The 19,196-nt window shown below is 68.2% G+C and carries 19 protein-coding genes; 15 read left to right on the forward strand and 4 right to left on the reverse strand.

Annotated features, from left to right (window positions below; genetic code table 11):
- Positions 1-3: 3 nt before the first annotated feature.
- Both OG300_RS08395 and mptB read right to left on the reverse strand, forming a co-directional pair.
- A complete protein-coding gene (locus tag OG300_RS08395) occupies positions 4-936 on the reverse strand; it encodes an ABC transporter ATP-binding protein (RefSeq protein ID WP_405493842.1) in 933 nt (310 codons plus the stop codon).
- Positions 933-2,615, reverse strand: coding sequence for a polyprenol phosphomannose-dependent alpha 1,6 mannosyltransferase MptB (gene mptB, locus OG300_RS08400; protein WP_405493844.1), 1,683 nt, complete (start codon positions 2,613-2,615; stop codon positions 933-935). The genes OG300_RS08395 and mptB overlap by 4 nt, the downstream gene beginning before the upstream one ends.
- 161 nt (positions 2,616-2,776) lie before the next feature.
- Between mptB and OG300_RS08405 the strand changes: the two genes are divergently transcribed.
- The 6 genes from OG300_RS08405 to OG300_RS08430 all read left to right on the forward strand — a co-directional run bounded on the left by OG300_RS08405 (position 2,777) and on the right by OG300_RS08430 (position 7,782).
- A complete protein-coding gene (locus tag OG300_RS08405; RefSeq protein ID WP_405493846.1) occupies positions 2,777-3,046 on the forward strand; it encodes a metal-sensitive transcriptional regulator in 270 nt (89 codons plus the stop codon).
- 14 nt (positions 3,047-3,060) lie between these two features.
- Positions 3,061-3,462, forward strand: a complete 402-nt coding sequence (locus tag OG300_RS08410) for a DUF302 domain-containing protein (protein ID WP_405493847.1) — start codon at positions 3,061-3,063, stop codon at positions 3,460-3,462.
- Between the two features lie 102 nt (positions 3,463-3,564).
- A complete protein-coding gene (locus OG300_RS08415) occupies positions 3,565-4,152 on the forward strand; it encodes a TetR/AcrR family transcriptional regulator (protein WP_405493849.1) in 588 nt (195 codons plus the stop codon).
- A 49-nt stretch (positions 4,153-4,201) separates the two neighbouring features.
- Entirely contained in the window at positions 4,202-5,221 is a 1,020-nt protein-coding gene (locus OG300_RS08420) for a zinc-binding dehydrogenase (protein WP_405493850.1), read from the forward strand.
- A 261-nt stretch (positions 5,222-5,482) separates the two neighbouring features.
- The gene (locus OG300_RS08425; RefSeq protein ID WP_405493852.1) at positions 5,483-6,805 is read left to right on the forward strand and encodes a cryptochrome/photolyase family protein; all 1,323 of its coding nucleotides are present in this window, start codon (positions 5,483-5,485) and stop codon (positions 6,803-6,805) included.
- Between the two features lie 137 nt (positions 6,806-6,942).
- Positions 6,943-7,782, forward strand: coding sequence for a MerR family transcriptional regulator (locus OG300_RS08430; RefSeq protein ID WP_405493854.1), 840 nt, complete (start codon positions 6,943-6,945; stop codon positions 7,780-7,782).
- Positions 7,783-7,951: 169 nt separating this feature from the next.
- Here OG300_RS08430 and OG300_RS08435 read toward each other — a convergent pair whose 3' ends face one another.
- Complete coding sequence (locus OG300_RS08435; protein ID WP_405493856.1) at positions 7,952-8,848, reverse strand: sigma-70 family RNA polymerase sigma factor; 897 nt, start codon at positions 8,846-8,848, stop codon at positions 7,952-7,954.
- A gap of 30 nt (positions 8,849-8,878) precedes the next feature.
- Here OG300_RS08435 and OG300_RS08440 point away from each other — a divergent pair, with 30 nt between their 5' ends.
- From OG300_RS08440 to OG300_RS08450, 3 genes are all read left to right on the forward strand, one after another.
- The gene (locus OG300_RS08440; RefSeq protein WP_405493858.1) at positions 8,879-9,295 is read left to right on the forward strand and encodes a DoxX family protein; all 417 of its coding nucleotides are present in this window, start codon (positions 8,879-8,881) and stop codon (positions 9,293-9,295) included.
- A gap of 101 nt (positions 9,296-9,396) precedes the next feature.
- Entirely contained in the window at positions 9,397-11,139 is a 1,743-nt protein-coding gene (locus tag OG300_RS08445) for a pyruvate dehydrogenase (RefSeq protein ID WP_405493860.1), read from the forward strand.
- Between the two features lie 55 nt (positions 11,140-11,194).
- Positions 11,195-11,764 (forward strand): peptide deformylase, encoded by a 570-nt coding sequence (locus OG300_RS08450; protein ID WP_405493862.1) that lies wholly within the window; start codon positions 11,195-11,197, stop codon positions 11,762-11,764.
- Positions 11,765-11,903: 139 nt separating this feature from the next.
- Here the strand turns inward: OG300_RS08450 and OG300_RS08455 are convergent, their stop codons facing one another.
- Positions 11,904-12,914 (reverse strand): LLM class flavin-dependent oxidoreductase, encoded by a 1,011-nt coding sequence (locus OG300_RS08455; protein WP_405493864.1) that lies wholly within the window; start codon positions 12,912-12,914, stop codon positions 11,904-11,906.
- A gap of 282 nt (positions 12,915-13,196) precedes the next feature.
- Between OG300_RS08455 and OG300_RS08460 the strand changes: the two genes are divergently transcribed.
- The 6 genes from OG300_RS08460 (at position 13,197) to sufU (ending at position 19,196) form a co-directional block, all read left to right on the forward strand.
- On the forward strand, positions 13,197-13,997 hold the full coding sequence (locus tag OG300_RS08460) for a helix-turn-helix transcriptional regulator (protein ID WP_405493866.1): 801 nt from the start codon (positions 13,197-13,199) through the stop codon (positions 13,995-13,997).
- A 47-nt stretch (positions 13,998-14,044) separates the two neighbouring features.
- On the forward strand, positions 14,045-15,451 hold the full coding sequence (gene sufB / locus OG300_RS08465; RefSeq protein WP_405498506.1) for a Fe-S cluster assembly protein SufB: 1,407 nt from the start codon (positions 14,045-14,047) through the stop codon (positions 15,449-15,451).
- On the forward strand, positions 15,451-16,629 hold the full coding sequence (gene sufD / locus OG300_RS08470) for a Fe-S cluster assembly protein SufD (protein WP_405493868.1): 1,179 nt from the start codon (positions 15,451-15,453) through the stop codon (positions 16,627-16,629). Before sufB ends, sufD begins: the two co-directional genes overlap by 1 nt.
- A 62-nt stretch (positions 16,630-16,691) precedes the next feature.
- Positions 16,692-17,465 (forward strand): Fe-S cluster assembly ATPase SufC, encoded by a 774-nt coding sequence (sufC, locus tag OG300_RS08475; protein WP_405493870.1) that lies wholly within the window; start codon positions 16,692-16,694, stop codon positions 17,463-17,465.
- Positions 17,466-18,719, forward strand: coding sequence for a SufS family cysteine desulfurase (locus OG300_RS08480; RefSeq protein ID WP_405493872.1), 1,254 nt, complete (start codon positions 17,466-17,468; stop codon positions 18,717-18,719). It begins immediately after the preceding gene.
- A gap of 3 nt (positions 18,720-18,722) precedes the next feature.
- The gene (sufU, locus tag OG300_RS08485) at positions 18,723-19,196 is read left to right on the forward strand and encodes a Fe-S cluster assembly sulfur transfer protein SufU (RefSeq protein WP_405493874.1); all 474 of its coding nucleotides are present in this window, start codon (positions 18,723-18,725) and stop codon (positions 19,194-19,196) included.

Consider the following 19,196-nt stretch of genomic DNA (forward strand, 5'->3'; position numbering starts at 1 on the left):
CGGTCACCCGCGTAGCTCCCGCCCGGTCAGTTCGAGGAACACGTCTTCCAGGCGGCGCTGGTCGATGCGAATATCGGTGGGCAGCACGTCGATTCGCGCACACCAGGCGGTCATGGTGGCCAGCACCTGCGGGGTGATGTCGCCCTGCAGCAGGTAGGAGCCGGGCGCGGTCTCGGTGGGTGTGAAGCCTTCCGGCAGCGCCGCTTCCAGCAGGGACAGATCGAGTTTCGGTGGTGCGGTGAAGGCCAGGCGGCCCTCCGCGCCGTGCGAGGTGACCTCGCTGGGCGTGCCCTGCGCGACCACCCGGCCGTGGTCGATGATGACCAGCTGATCGGCGAGCTGCTCGGCCTCGTCCATCAGATGTGTGGTCATCAGCACGCTGACTCCGTCGCGGCGCAGCGCGTCGATGAGCTCCCACACCAGATGCCGCGCCTGCGCGTCCAATCCGGCGGTCGGCTCGTCGAGGAACACGATCTCCGGCCGCCCGACCAGCGCGCACGCCAGCGCCAGCCGCTGCTGCTGACCACCGGACAAACGCCGATAGGGCGTGCGCCGAGCCTCTTTGAGCCCGAGCGTGTCCAGCAGCCAGGTCGGATCGAGGGGATTCGCCGAATAGGAGGCGACCAGATCCAGCATCTCCCCGGCCTTGGATCCCGGATACGCGCCGCCGCCCTGCAGCATCACGCCGATGCGGGCGCGCAGCTGTTCGGAGTCGGCGATCGGATCCAGCCCCAGCACGCGCACGCGCCCGGCGTCGGGGGAGACGAAGCCCTCGCACATCTCGGTGGTGGTCGTCTTGCCCGCGCCGTTGGGCCCGAGCAGCGCCAGCACCTGCGCGCGTTCCAGGTCGAAGCTGATGCCGTCGACCGCGAGGGTCTCGCCGTAGCGTTTCACCACGCCGTCGACGCGTACGGCGGGTCCGGAAGCTGCGGTCACGATGAGACACCGTAAGGCGTGGGCCGCTGTGACGGAGCCGACACCCCCGGCTGATTGCGCCACGGCAGCACATTTCGAGTCAGGAAGATCAGCAGTCCGCACACGATCACGGTGGCGATCGCGGATTCGACGATCTGGAAGACATAGAAGTCCGCACCGCGCGGCATCACCAGCACGCTGACGATGACCGAGATGACCACGGCGGGCACCCGGAACGCGCGACTGTTGGCCCAGGCCGCCAGCGGCACGATGGCCCACAGCAGATACCAGGGCTGCACCACTGGGAACAGCAGCACCAGCGCGCCCAGCGCCACCCCCATCGCGCCGACCGGCAGCAGTCGCCCGGTCCAGGCGGCGACCAGCATGCGCAGAATGACCAGGGCCGCCACGATTTCGGCGAGCGGGCGGGTGATGTCGAGCAGCGCGGTGGTGTGATCGCCGAGCCCCAGCAGCACGCCCCCGAACCCGGTGATGATGCCGATCGCGGTCGGCAGCGACAGGTAACTGCGGACCGCGCTGGCGGTGTTGAGGGTATTGACCCAACCGAACCCGAGCCCGCTGGCCGTGCTGATGAACAGGGTGATCGTCGCGGCTATCAGCCCCAATACGCCTGCCGCGGACAGAATTCCGCGGAACCCGTTGCCCCACCGTCGAGCCAGGGCCATGCCGACGAATCCCAGCGCGATGATCGAGGTGATCTTGATCGACGAGGACATGGTGATCACCGCGGCCCCGAATATCAGTAGCGCCCAGGCCCTTCGGTCCCACGGTCTGCGATCGTCGATGGCGCGCAGGCAGAATTCCACGCCCGCCAGCATCAGCCCGAGCATGAGCGCGTCATTGTGCACGCCGCCGACCAGGTGGAACAGCACCAGCGGATTGGCCGCGCCGAGCCACAGCGCGCTCACCGGCGCGACCCCGCAGCGTCGCGACAGTCGCGGCAGCGCCCACACGATCAGCGCGACACCGCCGAGCGCGAGCACCCGGTGCAGCCAGACTCCGGCAATGATGTTGTCGCCGGTGATCTCCGCGATCCCGCGCCCGATCCACAGGAACAGCGGTCCGTAGGGCGCGGGCGTCTCGCGCCAGATATTGGGCACATTGTTGGTGAGCACATTGCTCAACCCCAGCCCGTCGACCGGACCCACCTGATAGGGATCCAGCCCCCGCGCGGCGATCTCGCTCTGTGCCAGATACGAGTACACGTCGTTGCTGAACATCGGCGGCGCGATGCTCAGCGGGATGATCCACAGCAGCAGCGTGCGATCCATCTGCGAGCGGCTCAACCGATGCTTGGGATTGCCGCCCCACCCGCCGACCGCGAACCGGCCCAGCAGCAGCCAGGCCATCACCACCAGCACGGTCCCGATCAGGCACATGGCCAGCGTCGAGGTGTGCGCCCGCGCGAAGAACCCGAGCACCCGCATCCCGGAGGTCGGATTCTGATGCACCGGTTGCGCGCCCACACCGAGTGCCGAAATGGCCATGATGACCACGCCGGTCGCCCCGAGCAGGCGGATCCGCATCAGCTGCAGGGTTTCTCGCCGGTCCAGGCCGGGCACATCGTGGTCCACGCTGTGCAGGACAGCGATGGTGTGGTCGGCGGCCGGGACGTCCAGGCCCAGGGCCCGGCGTCCGATCTCTATGACTCTGCGCCGCGCGCCTTCCACTACCGCCACAGCAGCGAAGCCTAGTCCGGCGGGCTGGCCCGGATCCCGTTCGCATGGCCGTTGCGGGCGTGCCACGGTGTGCCGGAGGGTTGCCGGCGCGGACCCGACGCGATCTTTGGATACCCCCGGGGGTATACTCGAGCGATAGGGGATCCGGAAGGGAAGTGGTCATGGTCGGCGACGAAGAGAGCATCGCGCAGGTCCTCAATCGGCTGCGGCGTGCGCACGGGCAGCTCGCGGGCGTCATCTCGATGATCGAGCAGGGGCGCGACTGCAAAGACGTGGTCACCCAGTTGGCCGCGGTGTCGCGGGCGCTGGACCGCGCCGGATTCAAGATCGTCGCCACCGGACTGCGCGACTGCCTGACCGGACAGCGGGGGGAGAACTCCGAGCCGATGACCGTAGCGGAGCTCGAGAAGCTCTTCCTGGCGCTGGCCTGATCGAAAGGATCGTCATGACCCTCGCACTGTCGACCACCCTGCCCACCGATTTCGCCGACGCGGTGCAGCGCACCCGGAAGGCCCTGTCCGACCAGGGTTTCGGCGTGCTCACCGAGATCGACGTGACCGCCACCATGCACGCCAAGCTCGGGGCCGAGATGGAGGACTACCTCATTCTCGGCGCGTGCAATCCGCCGCTCGCACACGCGGCGCTCGCCGTGGACCGTCAGATCGGACTGCTGCTGCCGTGCAATGTGGTTGTGCGCGCGGACTCTTCGCGGCCCGGGACGGTGATCGTCGAGGCCATGAATCCGGAACTGATGGTGCAGGTGGCGGGCGATCCCGCGCTGCGTGAGGTCGCCGACGCCGCGACCGCCAAGCTGCGTGCCGCCATCGCCGCACTGACTGTGGCCTGAGCGCCGCGAAACACCCCTGCGGGCAATCGTATTGACGGCTGTCCACCGGTGAGGTCCGGCATTCACCCTGCCGCTGTCGGACCTCGCTCATACGCTTGATGCATGGTGTCGGAGTCGAAACGCCGGATAGAGGTGGCCGCGGCCGGGTTGCTGGCCCGTCACGGCTATCACGGATTCGGGTTGAAGAAGCTCAGCGAGGCGGCGGGCCTGCCGTACGGGTCGATCTATCACCACTTTCCCGGCGGCAAGGAGGAGATCGCGGTCTCGGCGATCACCGGCACCGGAGTGCTGGTGGGGCGCATGATCCGGCAGGCTCCGGGCGATGTGTTCGGCACGGCGGCAACGCTGTTCGATTTCATGGCCACCAAACTCGCCGATACCGGCTGGACCGACGGCTGTCCGGTGGGCACGCCCGCGCTCGACGGCGGCAGTGATGTCGACGCGGTGCGCGCCGCCTGCGTGAGCGCGTTCGACGCGATGGCCCACGGTTTCGCCGAGATGCTGACCGAGATGGGATTGGAGCCGTCCCAGGCGCGGGAGCTGGCGACCACGGTGGTCGCCTCATACGAGGGGGCAACGATTCTGGCGCGGGTGCGGCGCTCCGACGAGCCGCTGCACACGGTCTCGGCGGCGATGGCCCGGCTGATCCGGTTGAGCCTGGCGGAAAAGGCTGCGGCAGACCGACATTAGCCACCCCGGGTGGGTTGTCTAGAACGATCGTTCTAGGGATGATCGAAGCATGAAACGCCTCGTTCTCGACGGCCCCTCGGCCCTGCGCTGGGAAGAATGCGCCGAACCGGTGCTCGACGCCCCCGGCCAGGCCCTCGTCCGCCCCGTCGCCCTCGCCACCTGTGACATCGACCCGGCCGTGCTGCGGGGTCGCTTCCCGCTGCCTGGCCCGTTCCCGTTCGGCCACGAGGGTGTGGCCGAGGTGGTCGCGGTCGGCCCGGACGTCACCACCGTCCGCCCGGGTGACCGGGTGGTCGTCCCCTTCCAGATCTCCTGTGGCACTTGCGATTCCTGTGTGCGAGGGCGTACCGGCAATTGCACGTCGCACCCGCTCATGTCCAGCTTCGGACTGGGTGTCATGGGCGGGTTGAACTGGGGCGGGCTGTGGGCCGACCTGACGCTCGTCCCGCACGCCGACGCCATGCTGGTCCCGCTTCCGCCCGGGGTGGATCCGGTGGCGGTGGCCAGTGCCAGCGACAACATCCCGGACGCCTACCGCACTGTCGCGCCGCATCTGGCCGCCGATCCGGGTGCCGAGGTCCTGGTGCTCGGTGGCGTGGCCGCCTCGTCCATCGGGCTCTACGCCGCCGGTCTGGCCGTGGCGCTGGGGTCGGCGCGCGTGGTGTACCTCGACACCGATCCCGGCCGGTTGGCGATTGCCGCGAAGCTCGGCGCCGAGCCGATCGAGGGCCGCCCGGAGGAACGCGTCGGCCGGTTCCCCATCACCGTCGAGGCGGCGGGTGGCGCGAAAGCCCTTGTCGCGGCCGTCAATGCGACCGCCAACGACGGCGTCTGCACGAGCGTCAGCGTGCAGACCCAGGACGTCGCGTTGCCGCTGCTCGAAATGTATTCGCGCTGCTGCACTTTCCACACCGGCCGAGCCCACGCCCGCACCGCCATCCCTGCGGTCCTCGACCTCGTCGCGTCCGGCCGCTTCGATCCCGGCCTGGTCACCACCCGGGTGGTGCCGTTCGCCGAGTCCCGGGAAGCGCTGCTCGAGACGCCGATGAAGCTCGTAGCGGTGAGCTGACCAGCAGGGGCACCCGAATCGATTCGGCATCGGCTACTTCGTTATTCGCGGTGCTCACGACGCAGCTTCGCCACGGATGCATCGAATGTGAATCGTTTGCTGCTAGGCTCACCGCCCAGATCCTCTCGATGAAACATCCCCGCCGGCGCCGGCGGGGGTCGCGTCGTTTGCAGTGGGGCAATGAGCCGCCCGATTCCGCGCCGACGCCACCCCCGCCGGTGCCGGACTTCCGTGTCGAACGTGTGCGGCGAAAGGAACGATGTGGCCGAGCGTGCGGTGGCGATCGCGCTGTTCACCCGCGATCTGCGGGTGCACGACAATCCGGTGCTCGCCGCGGCGGTGGCCGCGGGCACCGTGGTGCCGCTGTTCGTGCTCGACGACGGCATCCTGGGGCGAGAACCCGTGGCCGCCAACCGGCTTCGCTTCCTGCTCGCCGCGCTCGCCGACCTCGACGCCGAACTGCGCGAACTCGGCGCGCGGCTGATCGTGCGGCGGGGATCGGTCGTCGAGGAGGTCGATCGCGTCGCCGTCGAGACCGGGGCGGCGAGCGTGCACGTGGCGGCGGACGTCAGCCACTACAGCCGCCGCCGGGAGCGTGAGTTGCGTGGCCGCGCACAGGAATCCGGTTACCGCCTGGTCGTGCATCCGGCGACGGTGACCGTCGTCGACACCGGTGAACTGCGGCCCGCCACCGGACGCGATCATTTCGCGGTCTTCTCGCCCTATCTGCGACGCTGGCTGGAAACGCCGCTGCGCGCGCCGCTTCCGCGCCCCGACCGGCTGCGTGCCGTCGATATCGAGAGCGTGGAACTGCCCGCCTATTCGGAGCTGAGCAGTGACCCCGGCTCTCCGGGACTGACCGTCGGCGGTGAGACGGCCGGGCGGAAACTGTTGCGCGAGTGGCTTTCCGGCCCGGTCGAGAGTTACCACACCGACAACGACATCCTCGCCGGAGCCACCTCCGGCCTGTCGCCCTACCTGCATTTCGGCTGCCTCTCGGCGGCGGAGGTGGTGCGCCGCACCGATCTCGACACCCCCGGCGGCTACGCCTTCGCCCGCCAGATCGCCTGGCGCGACTTCCATCACCAGATGCTCGCCGCGCGACCGGATCTCGCCCGCACCGACTACCGCCCGCGCCCCACCCCCGGCCGCCGCGACCCCCAGGCGTTCGCCGCCTGGCGCGACGGCCGCACCGGCTACCCGGTCGTCGACGCCGCCATGCGGCAATTGCAGGCCGAAGGATTCATGCCCGGCCGCGCTCGGCTCATCGCCGCGAGCTTCCTGGCCAAATCCCTCGGCGTGGACTGGCGACTCGGGGCCGCGCACTTCATGCACTGGCTCGTCGACGGCGATATCGCCAACAACCAGCTCAACTGGCAGTGGGCGGCCGGCACCGGCACCGACACCCGCCCCAACCGCATCCTCAACCCGATCCGCCAAGCCGACCGCTACGACCCCGACGGCGACTACGTCCGCCGCTGGCTCCCCGAACTCGCCGACATCCCGGGCGTCGCGGTCCACAAGCCCTGGCGCATCCTGGTCCCGGACTACCCCGCGCCGATCATCGAATTCAACGGCATGTGAGGGTGGCGCGGGGTCCTTTCCCAGCTTCGAAGGTGATCTTGACGGTGGTAACCGGTGCGGATTCCGGATACCTGCCCGACCGGTGGTTATCCTGACGGAACGCCTGCGTCGTTCCAGTGAACCGGGAGACCCGCCTCATGCCATCCGCCGCGCACCTGCGCGCCTATCCGGTGCGGATCGTGGCCGAGCGCCTGGGTATTCCGGTGGCGACGCTGCGCAGCTGGAATCGCCGCTACGGCATCGGTCCGCAGGAGCACACGCCCGGCAGTCACCGCCTGTACTCGGAATCCGATATCGCTGTGGCGCAACGCATGCTGGAGTTGGTGCGCACCGGCGTGAGCACAGCGGCCGCCGCTCGGGTCGCCCAGGCCACCACGCCGATACCCGGCCCCGGCGAGGCCATCGCCGACCTGCGCGCGGCCGTCTTCCGCCTCGACGCCACCGCGGTCGCCGAACTGCTGGACGCCCAGCTGCGTCACCACGGCGTGGAGGCCACCTGGGAACGCCTGTGCCGCCCGGTCTTCGCCGACCTGGTGGCCCGCCAGGACAGCGGCGAAGGCTGCGTCGACGTCGAACACCTGCTGTCGTGGACGCTGGTCGGCAGCCTGCACCGCGCGGTCCCGCCCCCGGCGGCCACCGACTCCCGCCCGCTGCTGCTGGCCTGCACCCCCCGCGAACACCACAGCCTCCCACTCGAAGTCCTGCGCGCCGCCCTCGCCGAACGCGACCGCACCGCCCACCCGCTGGGCCCCGACCTCCCGGTATCGGCGCTCACCGACGCCCTGCACCGACCCGAACACGTTCCAGCACTGGTGCTCTGGTCCCAGTCGCCCGACACCGCGAACGTCTCCGCCCTGCAAACGGCGGTCACCGCCGGTGCCGTGGTCTTCGCCGCCGGTCCCGGCTGGCCCATCACCCTGCCCGACCCGGTCCTTCGTCTCACGGATCTCGCCGGAGCCTTGGCCGCGCTGACCTGACCGCCCGGGACGAAACAGGCTCCGCCCGAGCTGGATTCGACCTGCATCGAGACGGCCCGGTCGCTGCCGAACGCGGTCGTAGGTGCGAGGTTGCCCGGGATCTGGTCTTGATGATGCTGCGACCGAGCGGGTTTCATGCCGCGCCTCCGTGGTGGCGTCGGTCGATGACCTATCGCGAGGACTGTTCCAGTCGGGACGGGAGCGCCGGGCGCAGGAGCATCATCTGGTCGGGGTCGGCGACCATCTCGATCCGGGTGATGCCGGTGGCCGCGATGGTGAAGGTCATGACGGCGTAGGGGCCACCGTTCCGCGCTACCAAGGCCGCGGGCGCGCCTGCCGCGAGTATCAGTGCGTGGTAATCGGATCGGGCGGCGAACAGCACCGCCTGCCGGGCGATGACGTCTGCCCCTCGAACGCTGATCGGCTGGCCCGTGGGGGAGGCGGCGCTGTCGGCCTCGATGGTGACCTCCGAATCGAGCAGCGCCAGTACCGCATCCAGGTCACCGGCGCGGGCCGCTGCCAGGAAGGCGCGCACCACGCGGCGGTCGCGGACGGCGTGCGGGCGCAGATCCGCGGCCGGGTCGTAGACACGGCGGCGGGCGCGACTTGCCAGCAGCCGCACCGCGTTCGGCGTGCGATCGAGGATGGTGGCGATCTCGTCGAACGGCACGGCGAACATGTCGTGGAGCACGAAGGCGACGCGTTCGGCGGGGGCCAGTCGGTGCATCACCACGAGCGCGGCCTGTTCGAGGGACTCGTCCTCGAGCGCGCGGGCCTGCGGGTCGGCGGCGGGCACCGGCTCGGCCACCGGCCAGCGCAATGGTTCTTCACGGCGGGCGGCACGCGTCCGCAGCAGGTCCAGGCACAGGCGTGACAGCACGGTCGTCAGCCAGGCGTCCAGGTTCTCGATGCCGTCGATATCGGTGCGCGACAACCGGATCCAGGTCTCCTGCACCGCGTCGTCGGCCTCGCTCGCGGTGCCCAGCATGCGCCGGGCCAGGGCGCGCAACCGCCCACGCTGCTGTTCGAACCGTGCGGTCGGAGGATTCGAGATGCCCACGGACATTTCCTGCGCCCTCGGAACGTCATGGTGGGCATGAGTACTTCGACTTCGGATCGCACCAGGGCAATTCCGACCCGCGCGATCATCTACTGGACGGCGACAGTGCTGGTGGTCGCGGAACTGATCGTCGGCGGTCTGTGGGATGTGGCCCGGCTGCCGTTCGTCCGCGACACCGTCACCCACCTAAACTATCCGACCTATTTCCTGGTCCTGCTGGGCGTCTGGAAGCTGCTGGGCGCGGCGGCCCTGCTGGTACCCCGCGCACCGCTGGTGAAGGAATGGGCTTACGCCGGAATCATTTTCGTCGACAGCGGCGCGATCGTCTCGCACCTGACCGTTGGCTACGCGCGCGGCGAAGTCGCAGTCCTGGCGGTGCTGGCGGCCCTCACCGTCGTGTCCTGGGCGCTACGCCCACCGGGTCGGCGCATACCGCCAGCGAATCCGGTATGACCCTGTGGCAATCAAGCGGCAACCGTTCGTTCGCCGATTCCGATACAGTGCGAAAGTGGCCTTCGGTCATGATCCGCCCGGACTACTGGAACGGAGAGATCATGGGGCGCAATTCGGTCGCTTCCCAGCTGGTCGACGTACTCGTCGCCGCCGGGGTAGAACGGGTGTACGGGCTGGTCGGCGACAGTCTGAACCCGTTCGTCGACGCCTTGCGCCGCACCGAGGGCATCGAATGGGTGCACTGCCACAACGAGGAGAGCGCGGCGTTCGCCGCCGGTGCCGAGGCGCTGCTGACCGGTCGCCTCGCGGTCTGCGCGGCCAGCTGCGGACCCGGCAACACCCACCTGATCCAGGGCCTCTACGACGCGCACCGCAATGGCGCACCCGTGCTGGCTATCGCCTCGCACATCCCCACCCGGGAGATCGGCACCGGATTCTTCCAGGAAACCCACCCCGAACGACTCTTCCTGGAGTGCAGCCACTTCTGCGAAATGATGAGCACCCCCGAGCAACTGCCGCGCCTGGCCTACATCGCCATGCAGACCGCGCTCGGCCGGCACGGCGTCTCGGTACTGGTCGCGCCGGGCGACGTGCTCAGCGCCGACGCCGAAAACCGTGGCGTGCGTTCGGATCTGGTGACCGAGACCGCGATCTCGGTCCCGCCCGCCGCCCAGGTCGACCGGCTCGCCGAGGCGATCAACGACGCCGACACCGTCACCCTGTTCGCGGGCGCGGGCGTCCGCAACGCGCACGCGGCGGTCCTGCGACTGTCCGAGCGGCTGCACGCCCCGATCGGCCACGCCCTCGGCGGCAAGGAGTGGATCCAGTTCGACAACCCCTATGACGTGGGCATGAGCGGTCTGCTCGGCTACGGCGCGGCTTACGAGGCGACCAACGAGGCCGACCTGCTCATCCTGCTGGGTACCGACTTTCCCTACGACACCTTCCTGCCCAAGGACGGCCGCATCGCCCAGATCGACCGCGACCCCGCGCACATCGGCCGCCGCGTCCCCGTCGAGGTGGCTGTGCACGGTGATGTCGGGGCCACCATCGAGGCGGTGTTGCCGCTGCTGCATCAGAAACCCAGCCGCGCGTTCCTCGACGACATGCTGCGCCGCCACGCCTCCGCGCTGGAGAACGTCGTCGACGCCTACACCCACGACATCGAACATCACACGCCGATCCATCCGGAGTACGTGGCCGCGCTGATCGACGATATCGCCGACGAGGACGCGGTCTTCACCGTCGACACCGGCATGTGCAATGTCTGGGCCGCCCGCTACCTGACCCCCAACGGTCGCCGCCGCATCCTGGGTTCCTGGCGGCACGGCACCATGGCCAACGCGCTACCGCACGCCATCGGCGCACAGTCGGCTTCGCCTGGGCGGCAGGTGATCTCGCTGTCCGGCGACGGCGGCCTCGCCATGCTGATGGGGGAGTTGCTCACCGTCTGGCGACACCGGCTGCCGGTCAAGATCGTGGTGTTCAACAATTCCACCCTCGGCATGGTGAAGCTCGAGATGCTCGTCGACGGTCTGCCGGATTTCGGGACCGATCAGGAGCCGGTGAACTACGCCGATATCGCCGCGGCCGTCGGCATTCCGTCGATCCGCGTCACCGACCCGTCGAAAGTCCGTGCGGCACTGGCCAAGGCGTTCGCCGACCCGGGCCCGGTGCTGGTCGATGTGGTCACCGACCCGAACGCGTTGTCGCTGCCGCCCAAGATCGACGCCGCACAGGTGAAGGGCTTCGCGTTGGCCGCGGGCAAGATCGTGCTCACCGGCGGTGTCGGCCGCATGATCGACATGGCCCGCAGCAATCTGCGCAATATCCCCAGGCCATGACCCTGATGGGGACCCCGGATGTCGCCGCGCCCGGCGGTTCTGGGACAAATAGGGCATGGCTGTTCGACCGATTCTGATCGCCGGTGACCCGATACTGTCCACCCCGGCCGAGCCCGTCACGGTATTCGACGCGGACCTCGCGGCCTTCGTCGAGGACCTCTTCGAGACCAACACCGCCGCCCGCGGCGCGGGGCTGGCCGCCAACCAGATCGGTGACCCCCGTGCGGTTTTCGTCTACGACCTGGTCAATTCCGAAGGCCGCCACCGTGGTTACGTGATCAACCCGGTGCTGGAGACCTCCGAGGTCCCCGAGACCATGCCCGACCCCGACGACGATATCGAGGGCTGTCTGTCGGTCCCGGGCGAGTACTTCCCCACGGGCCGCGCGAGCTGGGCCAAGGTGACCGGCGTCGACGTCGAGGGCAACCCCGTCACCGTCGAGGGCACCGGCTACCTGGCCCGCTGCCTGCAGCACGAGGTCGACCACCTCGGCGGCCACCTCTACCTCGACCGCCTGATCGGCCGCAATCAGCGCGCCGCCAAGAAGATGATCAAGGTCAACGGCTGGACCGAAGCGGGCCGCAACTGGCTGCCCGGTCGCGACGCCGACCCCTTCCACGACTAGGACCGGGACGGTCTGCACCTGCACATGGGTGCCGGTCACCCGCCCGATCGGATTCGCGCCGCCGTCGGTGCCGACCTGCGCCGCGCCGCCCGCCTACTCGAACACGGCCTCGGACAATGGAATTGACGGCCGCCGCCCGCTAGGACGTCACCGGCTCCAGCGCCGCGACCGCCTTGCCGGTGAGCTCCACCGAGTGGATGCGGTCGTCGATGTTCTGGGCGTGGTGGGCCAGGATCAGCTCGTCGGCCCCGATGGAATCGGCGAAATCCTGCAGGTACGCAACAACTTCGGCAGCCGTGCCGACCGCGGTGTACTTGGTCATCGACGCCAGCTGTGCACCCTGCGGCGAGGACAGGAACAGGTCGATCTCCTCATCGCTGTAGTCGGCCCCGGCCGCGCCGCCGCGCTTGATGAACGCGCGGGTGCGGGCCCGGTAGGAGATGGTCTTCTGCTCGGCGGCCGTGTCGTGATCGTCGGCCGCGAAGACGTTCACGCCCGCCATCACATACGGTTCGGCCAGCTGCTCGGAGGGCTGGAACCCGTCGCGGTAGGCCCGTACCGCCTGATGCAGGGCGTCGGGCGAGAAGTGCGAGGCGAACGCGTAGGGCAGTCCCAGATGCGCGGCCAGCTGCGCCCCGAACAGCGACGAACCCAGAATGTAGAGCGGCACAATGCCTTCCGCGCGCGGCACGGCCTTCACGCCCGGAATCCGCGAGTTCCCGCTCAAGTACCCCTGCAATTCGAGCACGTCCTGCGGGAAGCTGTCCGCCGAGCTGGCATTGCGGCGCAGCGCCAGCATGGTCTTCTGATCACTGCCCGGCGCTCGCCCCAGCCCGAGGTCGATGCGTCCCGGGAACAGCGTCTCGAGGGTGCCGAACTGTTCGGCGATCACCAGCGGCGAATGATTGGGCAGCATGATCCCGCCCGCGCCCAGCCGGATCGATTCGGTGTGCGCGGCCACATATCCGATCAGCACGCTGGTCGCGCTCGACGCGATCGAGGACATGTTGTGGTGCTCGGCGTACCAGACCCGGCGATATCCGCTGCGCTCCGCGGCCCGCGCCGTCTCGACACTGTTGGCGAAGCTGTCGCGGGCGGTCTGACCGGGCGCGATCGACGCGAGGTCGAGGAGGGACACTGCGATGGGCATGCGTACACCGGCTTTCGGAATCGGCGGATCCTGTTCACGCGCGGGCCGAACCCGCTCCCACATGACAATCCTCCGAAGCCCGAACTTATGCCCGGCTCGCGTCCGACCCCCGCGCCCGCGACCGTCGAGCTACCGGAAATACTGCTCGGGCACGTCGGTCACCCGCCGAAAACCCGCTTCCGGAAGGCGGAATTTTCCAGATATATGGTGTCCCGGATCACAGTTGGAGCATCGTCGCTGGTCGGGGGGAGTTAGGTCAGGGGACCCTTACTGGAACACGGGATGGAATTCCGTCACACTGATGTTGTGAAAACCGTGGGTTTGCGGAATGCGCAACAGACCGGGCACCAGCCAGAGGGTGCCCGGTCCAATGCTGCGTCCGGACCGGCGGGTGACGGGCATACGCGGGAGGCCGTGATCCGGCTGCTGCTCGAGGACGGTCCGATCACCGCGACCGCCATCGGTGAACGGCTCGGCCTGAGCCCGGCCGGCGTGCGCCGCCACCTCGACGCACTCATCGAGTCGGGGGAGGCGCGGGCCGCGCGTTCGCAGCCGTGGCAGCAGAAGGGCCGCGGCCGTCCGGCCAAGCAGTTCCAGTTGACGGCCACCGGCCGTGCTCGTTTGGGTCACGCCTACGATGACCTCGCCGGTGCCGCCATGCGGCAGCTGCGGGAGATCGGTGGTGATCAAGCCATCGTCGATTTCGCGCGCAAGCGGGTGGCGACGATCGTGGCCGGAGTCGACGAGCTCGCCGGGCACACGGTGGCCGAGACCGAGGCCAAGGCGGAGGAGATCGCGGACGCGTTCACCGACGCCGGTTTCGCGGCCTCCACCCGGAAAGTCGGTGCGGGCGTTCAGATCTGCCAGCACCACTGCCCGGTTTCGCATGTGGCAGAAGAGTTCCCGGAGCTGTGCGCCGCCGAACTGGAAGCCTTCCGGGAGATTCTCGGGACCCATGTGCAGCGCCTGGCGACCATCGCCAACGGTGACTGCGCCTGCACCACCCATGTACCGCTTGTTCCGAAACCCGTTGCACAGCCCGCAACGACTTCTACACACGACTCCGGAAGGAGTGCCGAATGACGACGACTGCCGCGGCGAGCCGCGAATCGGATTCTGACCAGGCTCCCATGACCCAGGAAGAGACCATCGCGTCCCTGGGTAACTACGGGTACGGCTGGGCAGACAAGGATGTCGCCGGTGCCAGCGCCAAGCGCGGTCTGTCCGAGGAGGTCGTCCGCGACATCTCGGCGAAGAAGAGCGAACCCGAGTGGATGCTCGACTTCCGACTGAAGGCACTGCGCATCTTCGACAAGAAGCCCATGCCCAATTGGGGTTCCAACCTCGACGGCATCCACTTCGACAACATCAAGTACTTCGTGCGCTCCTCGGAGAAGCAGGCGGCCACCTGGGACGACCTGCCCGAGGACATCAAGAACACCTACGACAAGCTGGGCATCCCCGAGGCGGAGAAGCAGCGGCTGGTCTCCGGTGTCGCGGCGCAGTACGAGTCCGAGGTCGTCTACCACTCGATCCGTGAGGACCTCGAGAAGCAGGGCGTCATCTTCCTGGACACCGACACGGCGCTCAAGGAGCACCCGGAGCTGTTCCAGAAGTACTTCGGCTCGGTCATCCCGTCGGGCGACAACAAGTTCTCCGCGCTGAATTCGGCCACCTGGTCGGGTGGTTCGTTCATCTACGTCCCGCCGGGCGTGCACGTGGACATCCCGCTGCAGGCGTACTTCCGCATCAACACCGAGAACATGGGTCAGTTCGAGCGGACGCTGATCATCGTCGACGAAGACGCCTACGTGCACTACGTCGAGGGTTGTACCGCACCGATCTACAGCTCGGATTCGCTGCACTCCGCGGTCGTGGAGATCATCGTGAAGAAGGGCGGCCGCTGCCGCTACACCACCATCCAGAACTGGTCGAACAACGTCTACAACCTGGTCACCAAGCGGGCCAAGGCCGAGGCGGGCGCGACCATGGAGTGGGTCGACGGCAATATCGGTTCCAAGGTCACCATGAAGTACCCGGCCGTGTGGATGACCGGTGAGCACGCCAAGGGCGAGGTGCTCTCCATCGCGTTCGCCGGTGCGGGTCAGCACCAGGACACCGGTGCCAAGATGCTGCACCTGGCCCCGCACACCTCCTCGACGATCATCTCGAAGTCGGTGGCGCGTGGTGGCGGTCGTGCCTCCTACCGCGGCCTGGTTCAGGTGAACAAGGGTGCGCACGGCTCGAAGTCGACCGTGAAGTGCGATGCGCTGCTGGTGGACAACATCTCTCGCTCCGACACCTACCCCTACGTCGACATCCGCGAGGACGACGTGACCATGGGCCACGAGGCGACCGTCTCGAAGGTGTCCGAGGACCAGCTGTTCTACCTGATGAGCCGCGGCCTCACCGAGGACGAGGCGATGGCCATGGTGGTGCGCGGATTCGTCGAGCCCATCGCCAAGGAGCTCCCGATGGAGTACGCGCTCGAGCTCAACCGCCTGATCGAACTGCAGATGGAAGGAGCCGTCGGCTGATGACGGTCGAGAATGTTGCCGTTGCGGCCGAGGGCCGTGTGCCTGCCATCAACAAGGGCGAGGTGTTCGCGTCCTACGACGTGAACGCTTTCGAAGTGCCCTCCGCGCACGACGAGGCGTGGCGGTTCACCCCGCTGCGCCGCCTGCGCGGCCTGCACGACGGCTCCGCCGTGCGTGACGGGTCCGCTGTCGTCGAGGCGAACAGTGTCGAGGGCGTGACGGTCGAGACCGTCGGCCGCGACGACGCGCGCCTCGGTGTCGCGGGTACCCCCACCGATCGTGTTGCCGCCCAGGCGTACTCGGGTTTCGAGCAGGCGACCATCGTGTCGATCGGCGCGGAAACCGAAGTGGCCGACGCGGTCGTCGTGACCGTCACCGGTCCGGGCGAGGGCAAGACCGCCTACGGGCACACCCAGATCCGGCTGGGCAGCTTCGCCCACGCGAACGTGGTGCTGGATCAGCGTGGCAGCGGAACCTACGCCGAGAACGTGGAATTCGTGCTCGGTGACAGCGCCAAGCTGAACGTCATCGTCATCCAGGACTGGGCCGACGACGCCGTGCACGCCACCGCGCACCACGCCAAGCTGGGCCGCGACGCCACCCTGCGCCACACCAACGTCACCCTCGGTGGCGATCTGGTGCGCCTGACCGCGACCGTCCGCTACGACGGCCCCGGCGGCGACGCGGAGCTGCTCGGCGTGTACTTCGCCGACGACGGCCAGCACTTCGAACAGCGCCTGCTGATCGACCACGCGGTCCCGAACTGCAAGTCCAACGTGCTGTACAAGGGTGCGCTGCAGGGCGATCCGTCCTCCAGCAAGCCGGACGCGCGCACCGTGTGGGTGGGCGACGTGCTCATTCGCGCGGCCGCCGAGGGCACCGAGACCTACGAGGCCAACCGCAACCTGGTGCTCACCGACGGCGCGCGTGCCGACTCGGTGCCGAACCTGGAGATCGAGACCGGCGAGATCGTCGGGGCCGGACACGCCTCGGCCACCGGTCGTTTCGATGACGAGCAGCTGTTCTACCTGCGTTCGCGCGGTATCAGCGAGGAGGCGGCGCGGCGTCTGGTCGTGCGCGGCTTCTTCTTCGAGATCATCCAGAAGATCACCGTTCCGGAGGTCCGGGAGCGGCTCGAGGCGGCCATCGAGGCCGAACTCGCCGCTGTCGGAGTTTGACGGCCCGCCGTCGCCGGCGTCTGACACCCATACTTCCCATCCCGCAAAGGAATTCGAATCCGATGACCACCCTGGAAATCAAGGACCTGCACGTCGAGGTCGCCAACCCGGACGAGTCCGCCGAGCCCATCAAGATCCTCAAGGGCGTGAACCTGACCGTGCGCTCGGGTGAGACCCACGCGATCATGGGCCCCAACGGTTCCGGCAAGTCGACCCTGTCATACGCCATCGCCGGGCACCCCAAGTACGTCGTCACCTCGGGCACCATCACCCTCGATGGTGAAGACGTGCTGGAGATGTCGGTCGACGAGCGGGCGCGCGCGGGTCTGTTCCTGGCCATGCAGTACCCGGTCGAGGTTCCGGGTGTCTCGGTTTCCAACTTCCTGCGCACCGCCGCCACCGCGATCCGCGGCGAGGCCCCCAAGCTGCGCACCTGGGTCAAGGAAGTCAAGGAGTCGATGTCGGAGCTGGAGATCGATCCGGCCTTCGTCGACCGCTCGGTGAACGAGGGCTTCTCCGGCGGCGAGAAGAAGCGCCAGGAGATCCTGCAGCTGAGCCTGCTCAAGCCGAAGATCGCCATCCTCGACGAGACCGACTCCGGCCTCGATGTCGATGCGCTGCGGATTGTTTCCGAGGGTGTGAATCGTTACAAGGAGCGGGAGGACGGCGGCGTGCTGCTGATCACCCACTACACCCGCATCTTGCGCTACATCCAGCCCGACTTCGTCCACGTGTTCGTGGGCGGCAAGATCGTTGCCGAGGGCGGCGCTGAGCTCGCCGAGGAACTCGACGCGAATGGCTACGTGCGCTTCACATCTGCATCCGTAGGAGCCTAAATGACCAGCACTGTGGGGACTCTCGACGTCGCCAGGATCCGGGCCGATTTCCCGATCCTGAGCCGGACGGTGCGCGACGGGAAACCGTTGGCGTACTTGGATTCCGGTGCGACGTCGCAACGTCCGCTGCAGGTGCTCGACGCCGAGCGGGAATTCCTGCTCGAGCACAACGCGGCCGTGCATCGCAGCGCGCATCAGCTCGCCGAGGAGGCCAACGAGGCCTACGAGGCCGCGCGCGCGGCGATCGCGGCGTTCGTCGGCGTCGGCGCGGACGAGATCGTGTACACCAAGAACGCGACCGAGTCGCTGAACGTGGTGGCGTACGCCTTCTCCGACGACCGCTTCCCGTACCGGGTCGGCCCGGGTGACGAGATCGTCATCACCGAGCTCGAACACCACGCGAATCTCGTTCCGTGGCAGGAGCTCGCGCGCCGCACCGGTGCGACGCTGAAGTGGTACGGCATCACCGACGACGGGCGCATCGATCTCGATTCGCTCGAATTGTCCTCCGCCACCAAGGTTGTCGCGTTCACGCACCAGTCCAATGTGACCGGTGCGGTGGCCGATGTCGCCGAATTGGTGCGCCGGGCAAAGGAAGTCGGCGCCATCGTGGTGCTCGATGCCTGCCAGTCGGTGCCGCACGCGGCGGTGAACCTCCGGGAGCTGGGCGTGGACTTCGCCGCGTTCTCCGGCCACAAGATGCTGGGCCCCTCGGGTGTCGGCATCCTGTACGGCCGCCGGGCGCTGCTCGAGGACACCCCGCCGTTCATCACCGGCGGTTCGATGATCGAGACCGTCTACATGGACCACTCGACCTTCGCCCCGCCGCCGCAGCGGTTCGAGGCCGGATCGCAGATGATCTCGCAGGTCGTCGGATTGGGCGCGGCCGTACGGTATCTCGGCGAGATCGGCATGGATGCCGTTGCGGCACATGAGCACACGCTGGTGAGCGCGGCGCTCGAGGGCCTCGGCGCGATCGACGGTGTGCGCATCATCGGCCCCACCGAGAACGTGAATCGCGGTGGCGCGGTGTCCTTCGTGGTGGACGGGGTGCACGCGCACGACGTCGGCCAGATTCTCGACGATCAGGGTGTCGCCATCCGGGTCGGTCACCACTGCGCGTGGCCGCTGCACCGCCACTTCGGCATCGCGGCGACCGCGCGGGCCTCCTTCGCGCTGTACAACACGATCGACGAGGTCGATCAGCTGCTGGCCGCGGTGCGGAAGGCCCAGAGCTTCTTCGGAGTTGCATAGACCATGCGCATGGAGCAGATGTACCAGGAAGTCATCCTGGATCACTACAAGCACCCGCACCACCGGGGGCTGCGCGAGCCTTTCGGCGCGGAGGTGCATCACGTCAACCCGACCTGCGGTGACGAGGTGACCCTGCGCGTCCACATCGACGACGACGGCGATGTGCGCGACGTGTCCTACGACGGCCAGGGCTGCTCGATCAGCCAGGCCTCCACCTCGGTGCTCGCCGACCAGGTCATCGGCCTGCCGCTGCAGCAGGCGCTGAAGGTGGTCGCGGCGTTCGACGAGATGATCACCAGCCGCGGCACCCTGGAGGGTGACGAGGACCTGATCGGCGACGGCGTCGCCTTCGCGGGCGTCTCGAAGTATCCCGCGCGCGTGAAGTGCGCGCTGCTGGGCTGGATGGCGTTCAAGGACGCGGTGGTTCGGATAGCCTCCGCGGAGGAAGTCAAGAAGACGATGGGCAACGGGGAGTAA

Source organism: Nocardia sp. NBC_00511, from assembly GCF_045161165.1.
Taxonomy (GTDB): domain Bacteria; phylum Actinomycetota; class Actinomycetes; order Mycobacteriales; family Mycobacteriaceae; genus Nocardia.

Bases quoted from the DNA above. Each gene is read 5' to 3' on its own strand.
- OG300_RS08405 (WP_405493846.1), top strand. From the start codon at position 2,777: ATGGTCGGCGACGAAGAGAGCATCGCGCAGGTCCTCAATCGGCTGCGG.
- OG300_RS08410 (WP_405493847.1), top strand. From the start codon at position 3,061: ATGACCCTCGCACTGTCGACCACCCTGCCCACCGATTTCGCCGACGCG.
- OG300_RS08415 (WP_405493849.1), top strand. From the start codon at position 3,565: ATGGTGTCGGAGTCGAAACGCCGGATAGAGGTGGCCGCGGCCGGGTTG.
- OG300_RS08420 (WP_405493850.1), top strand. From the start codon at position 4,202: ATGAAACGCCTCGTTCTCGACGGCCCCTCGGCCCTGCGCTGGGAAGAA.
- OG300_RS08430 (WP_405493854.1), top strand. From the start codon at position 6,943: ATGCCATCCGCCGCGCACCTGCGCGCCTATCCGGTGCGGATCGTGGCC.
- OG300_RS08435 (WP_405493856.1), bottom strand. From the start codon at position 8,848: ATGTCCGTGGGCATCTCGAATCCTCCGACCGCACGGTTCGAACAGCAG.
- OG300_RS08440 (WP_405493858.1), top strand. From the start codon at position 8,879: ATGAGTACTTCGACTTCGGATCGCACCAGGGCAATTCCGACCCGCGCG.
- OG300_RS08445 (WP_405493860.1), top strand. From the start codon at position 9,397: ATGGGGCGCAATTCGGTCGCTTCCCAGCTGGTCGACGTACTCGTCGCC.
- OG300_RS08450 (WP_405493862.1), top strand. From the start codon at position 11,195: ATGGCTGTTCGACCGATTCTGATCGCCGGTGACCCGATACTGTCCACC.
- OG300_RS08455 (WP_405493864.1), bottom strand. From the start codon at position 12,914: ATGCCCATCGCAGTGTCCCTCCTCGACCTCGCGTCGATCGCGCCCGGT.
- OG300_RS08460 (WP_405493866.1), top strand. From the start codon at position 13,197: ATGGAATTCCGTCACACTGATGTTGTGAAAACCGTGGGTTTGCGGAAT.
- sufB (WP_405498506.1), top strand. From the start codon at position 14,045: ATGACCCAGGAAGAGACCATCGCGTCCCTGGGTAACTACGGGTACGGC.
- sufD (WP_405493868.1), top strand. From the start codon at position 15,451: ATGACGGTCGAGAATGTTGCCGTTGCGGCCGAGGGCCGTGTGCCTGCC.
- sufC (WP_405493870.1), top strand. From the start codon at position 16,692: ATGACCACCCTGGAAATCAAGGACCTGCACGTCGAGGTCGCCAACCCG.
- OG300_RS08480 (WP_405493872.1), top strand. From the start codon at position 17,466: ATGACCAGCACTGTGGGGACTCTCGACGTCGCCAGGATCCGGGCCGAT.
- sufU (WP_405493874.1), top strand. From the start codon at position 18,723: ATGCGCATGGAGCAGATGTACCAGGAAGTCATCCTGGATCACTACAAG.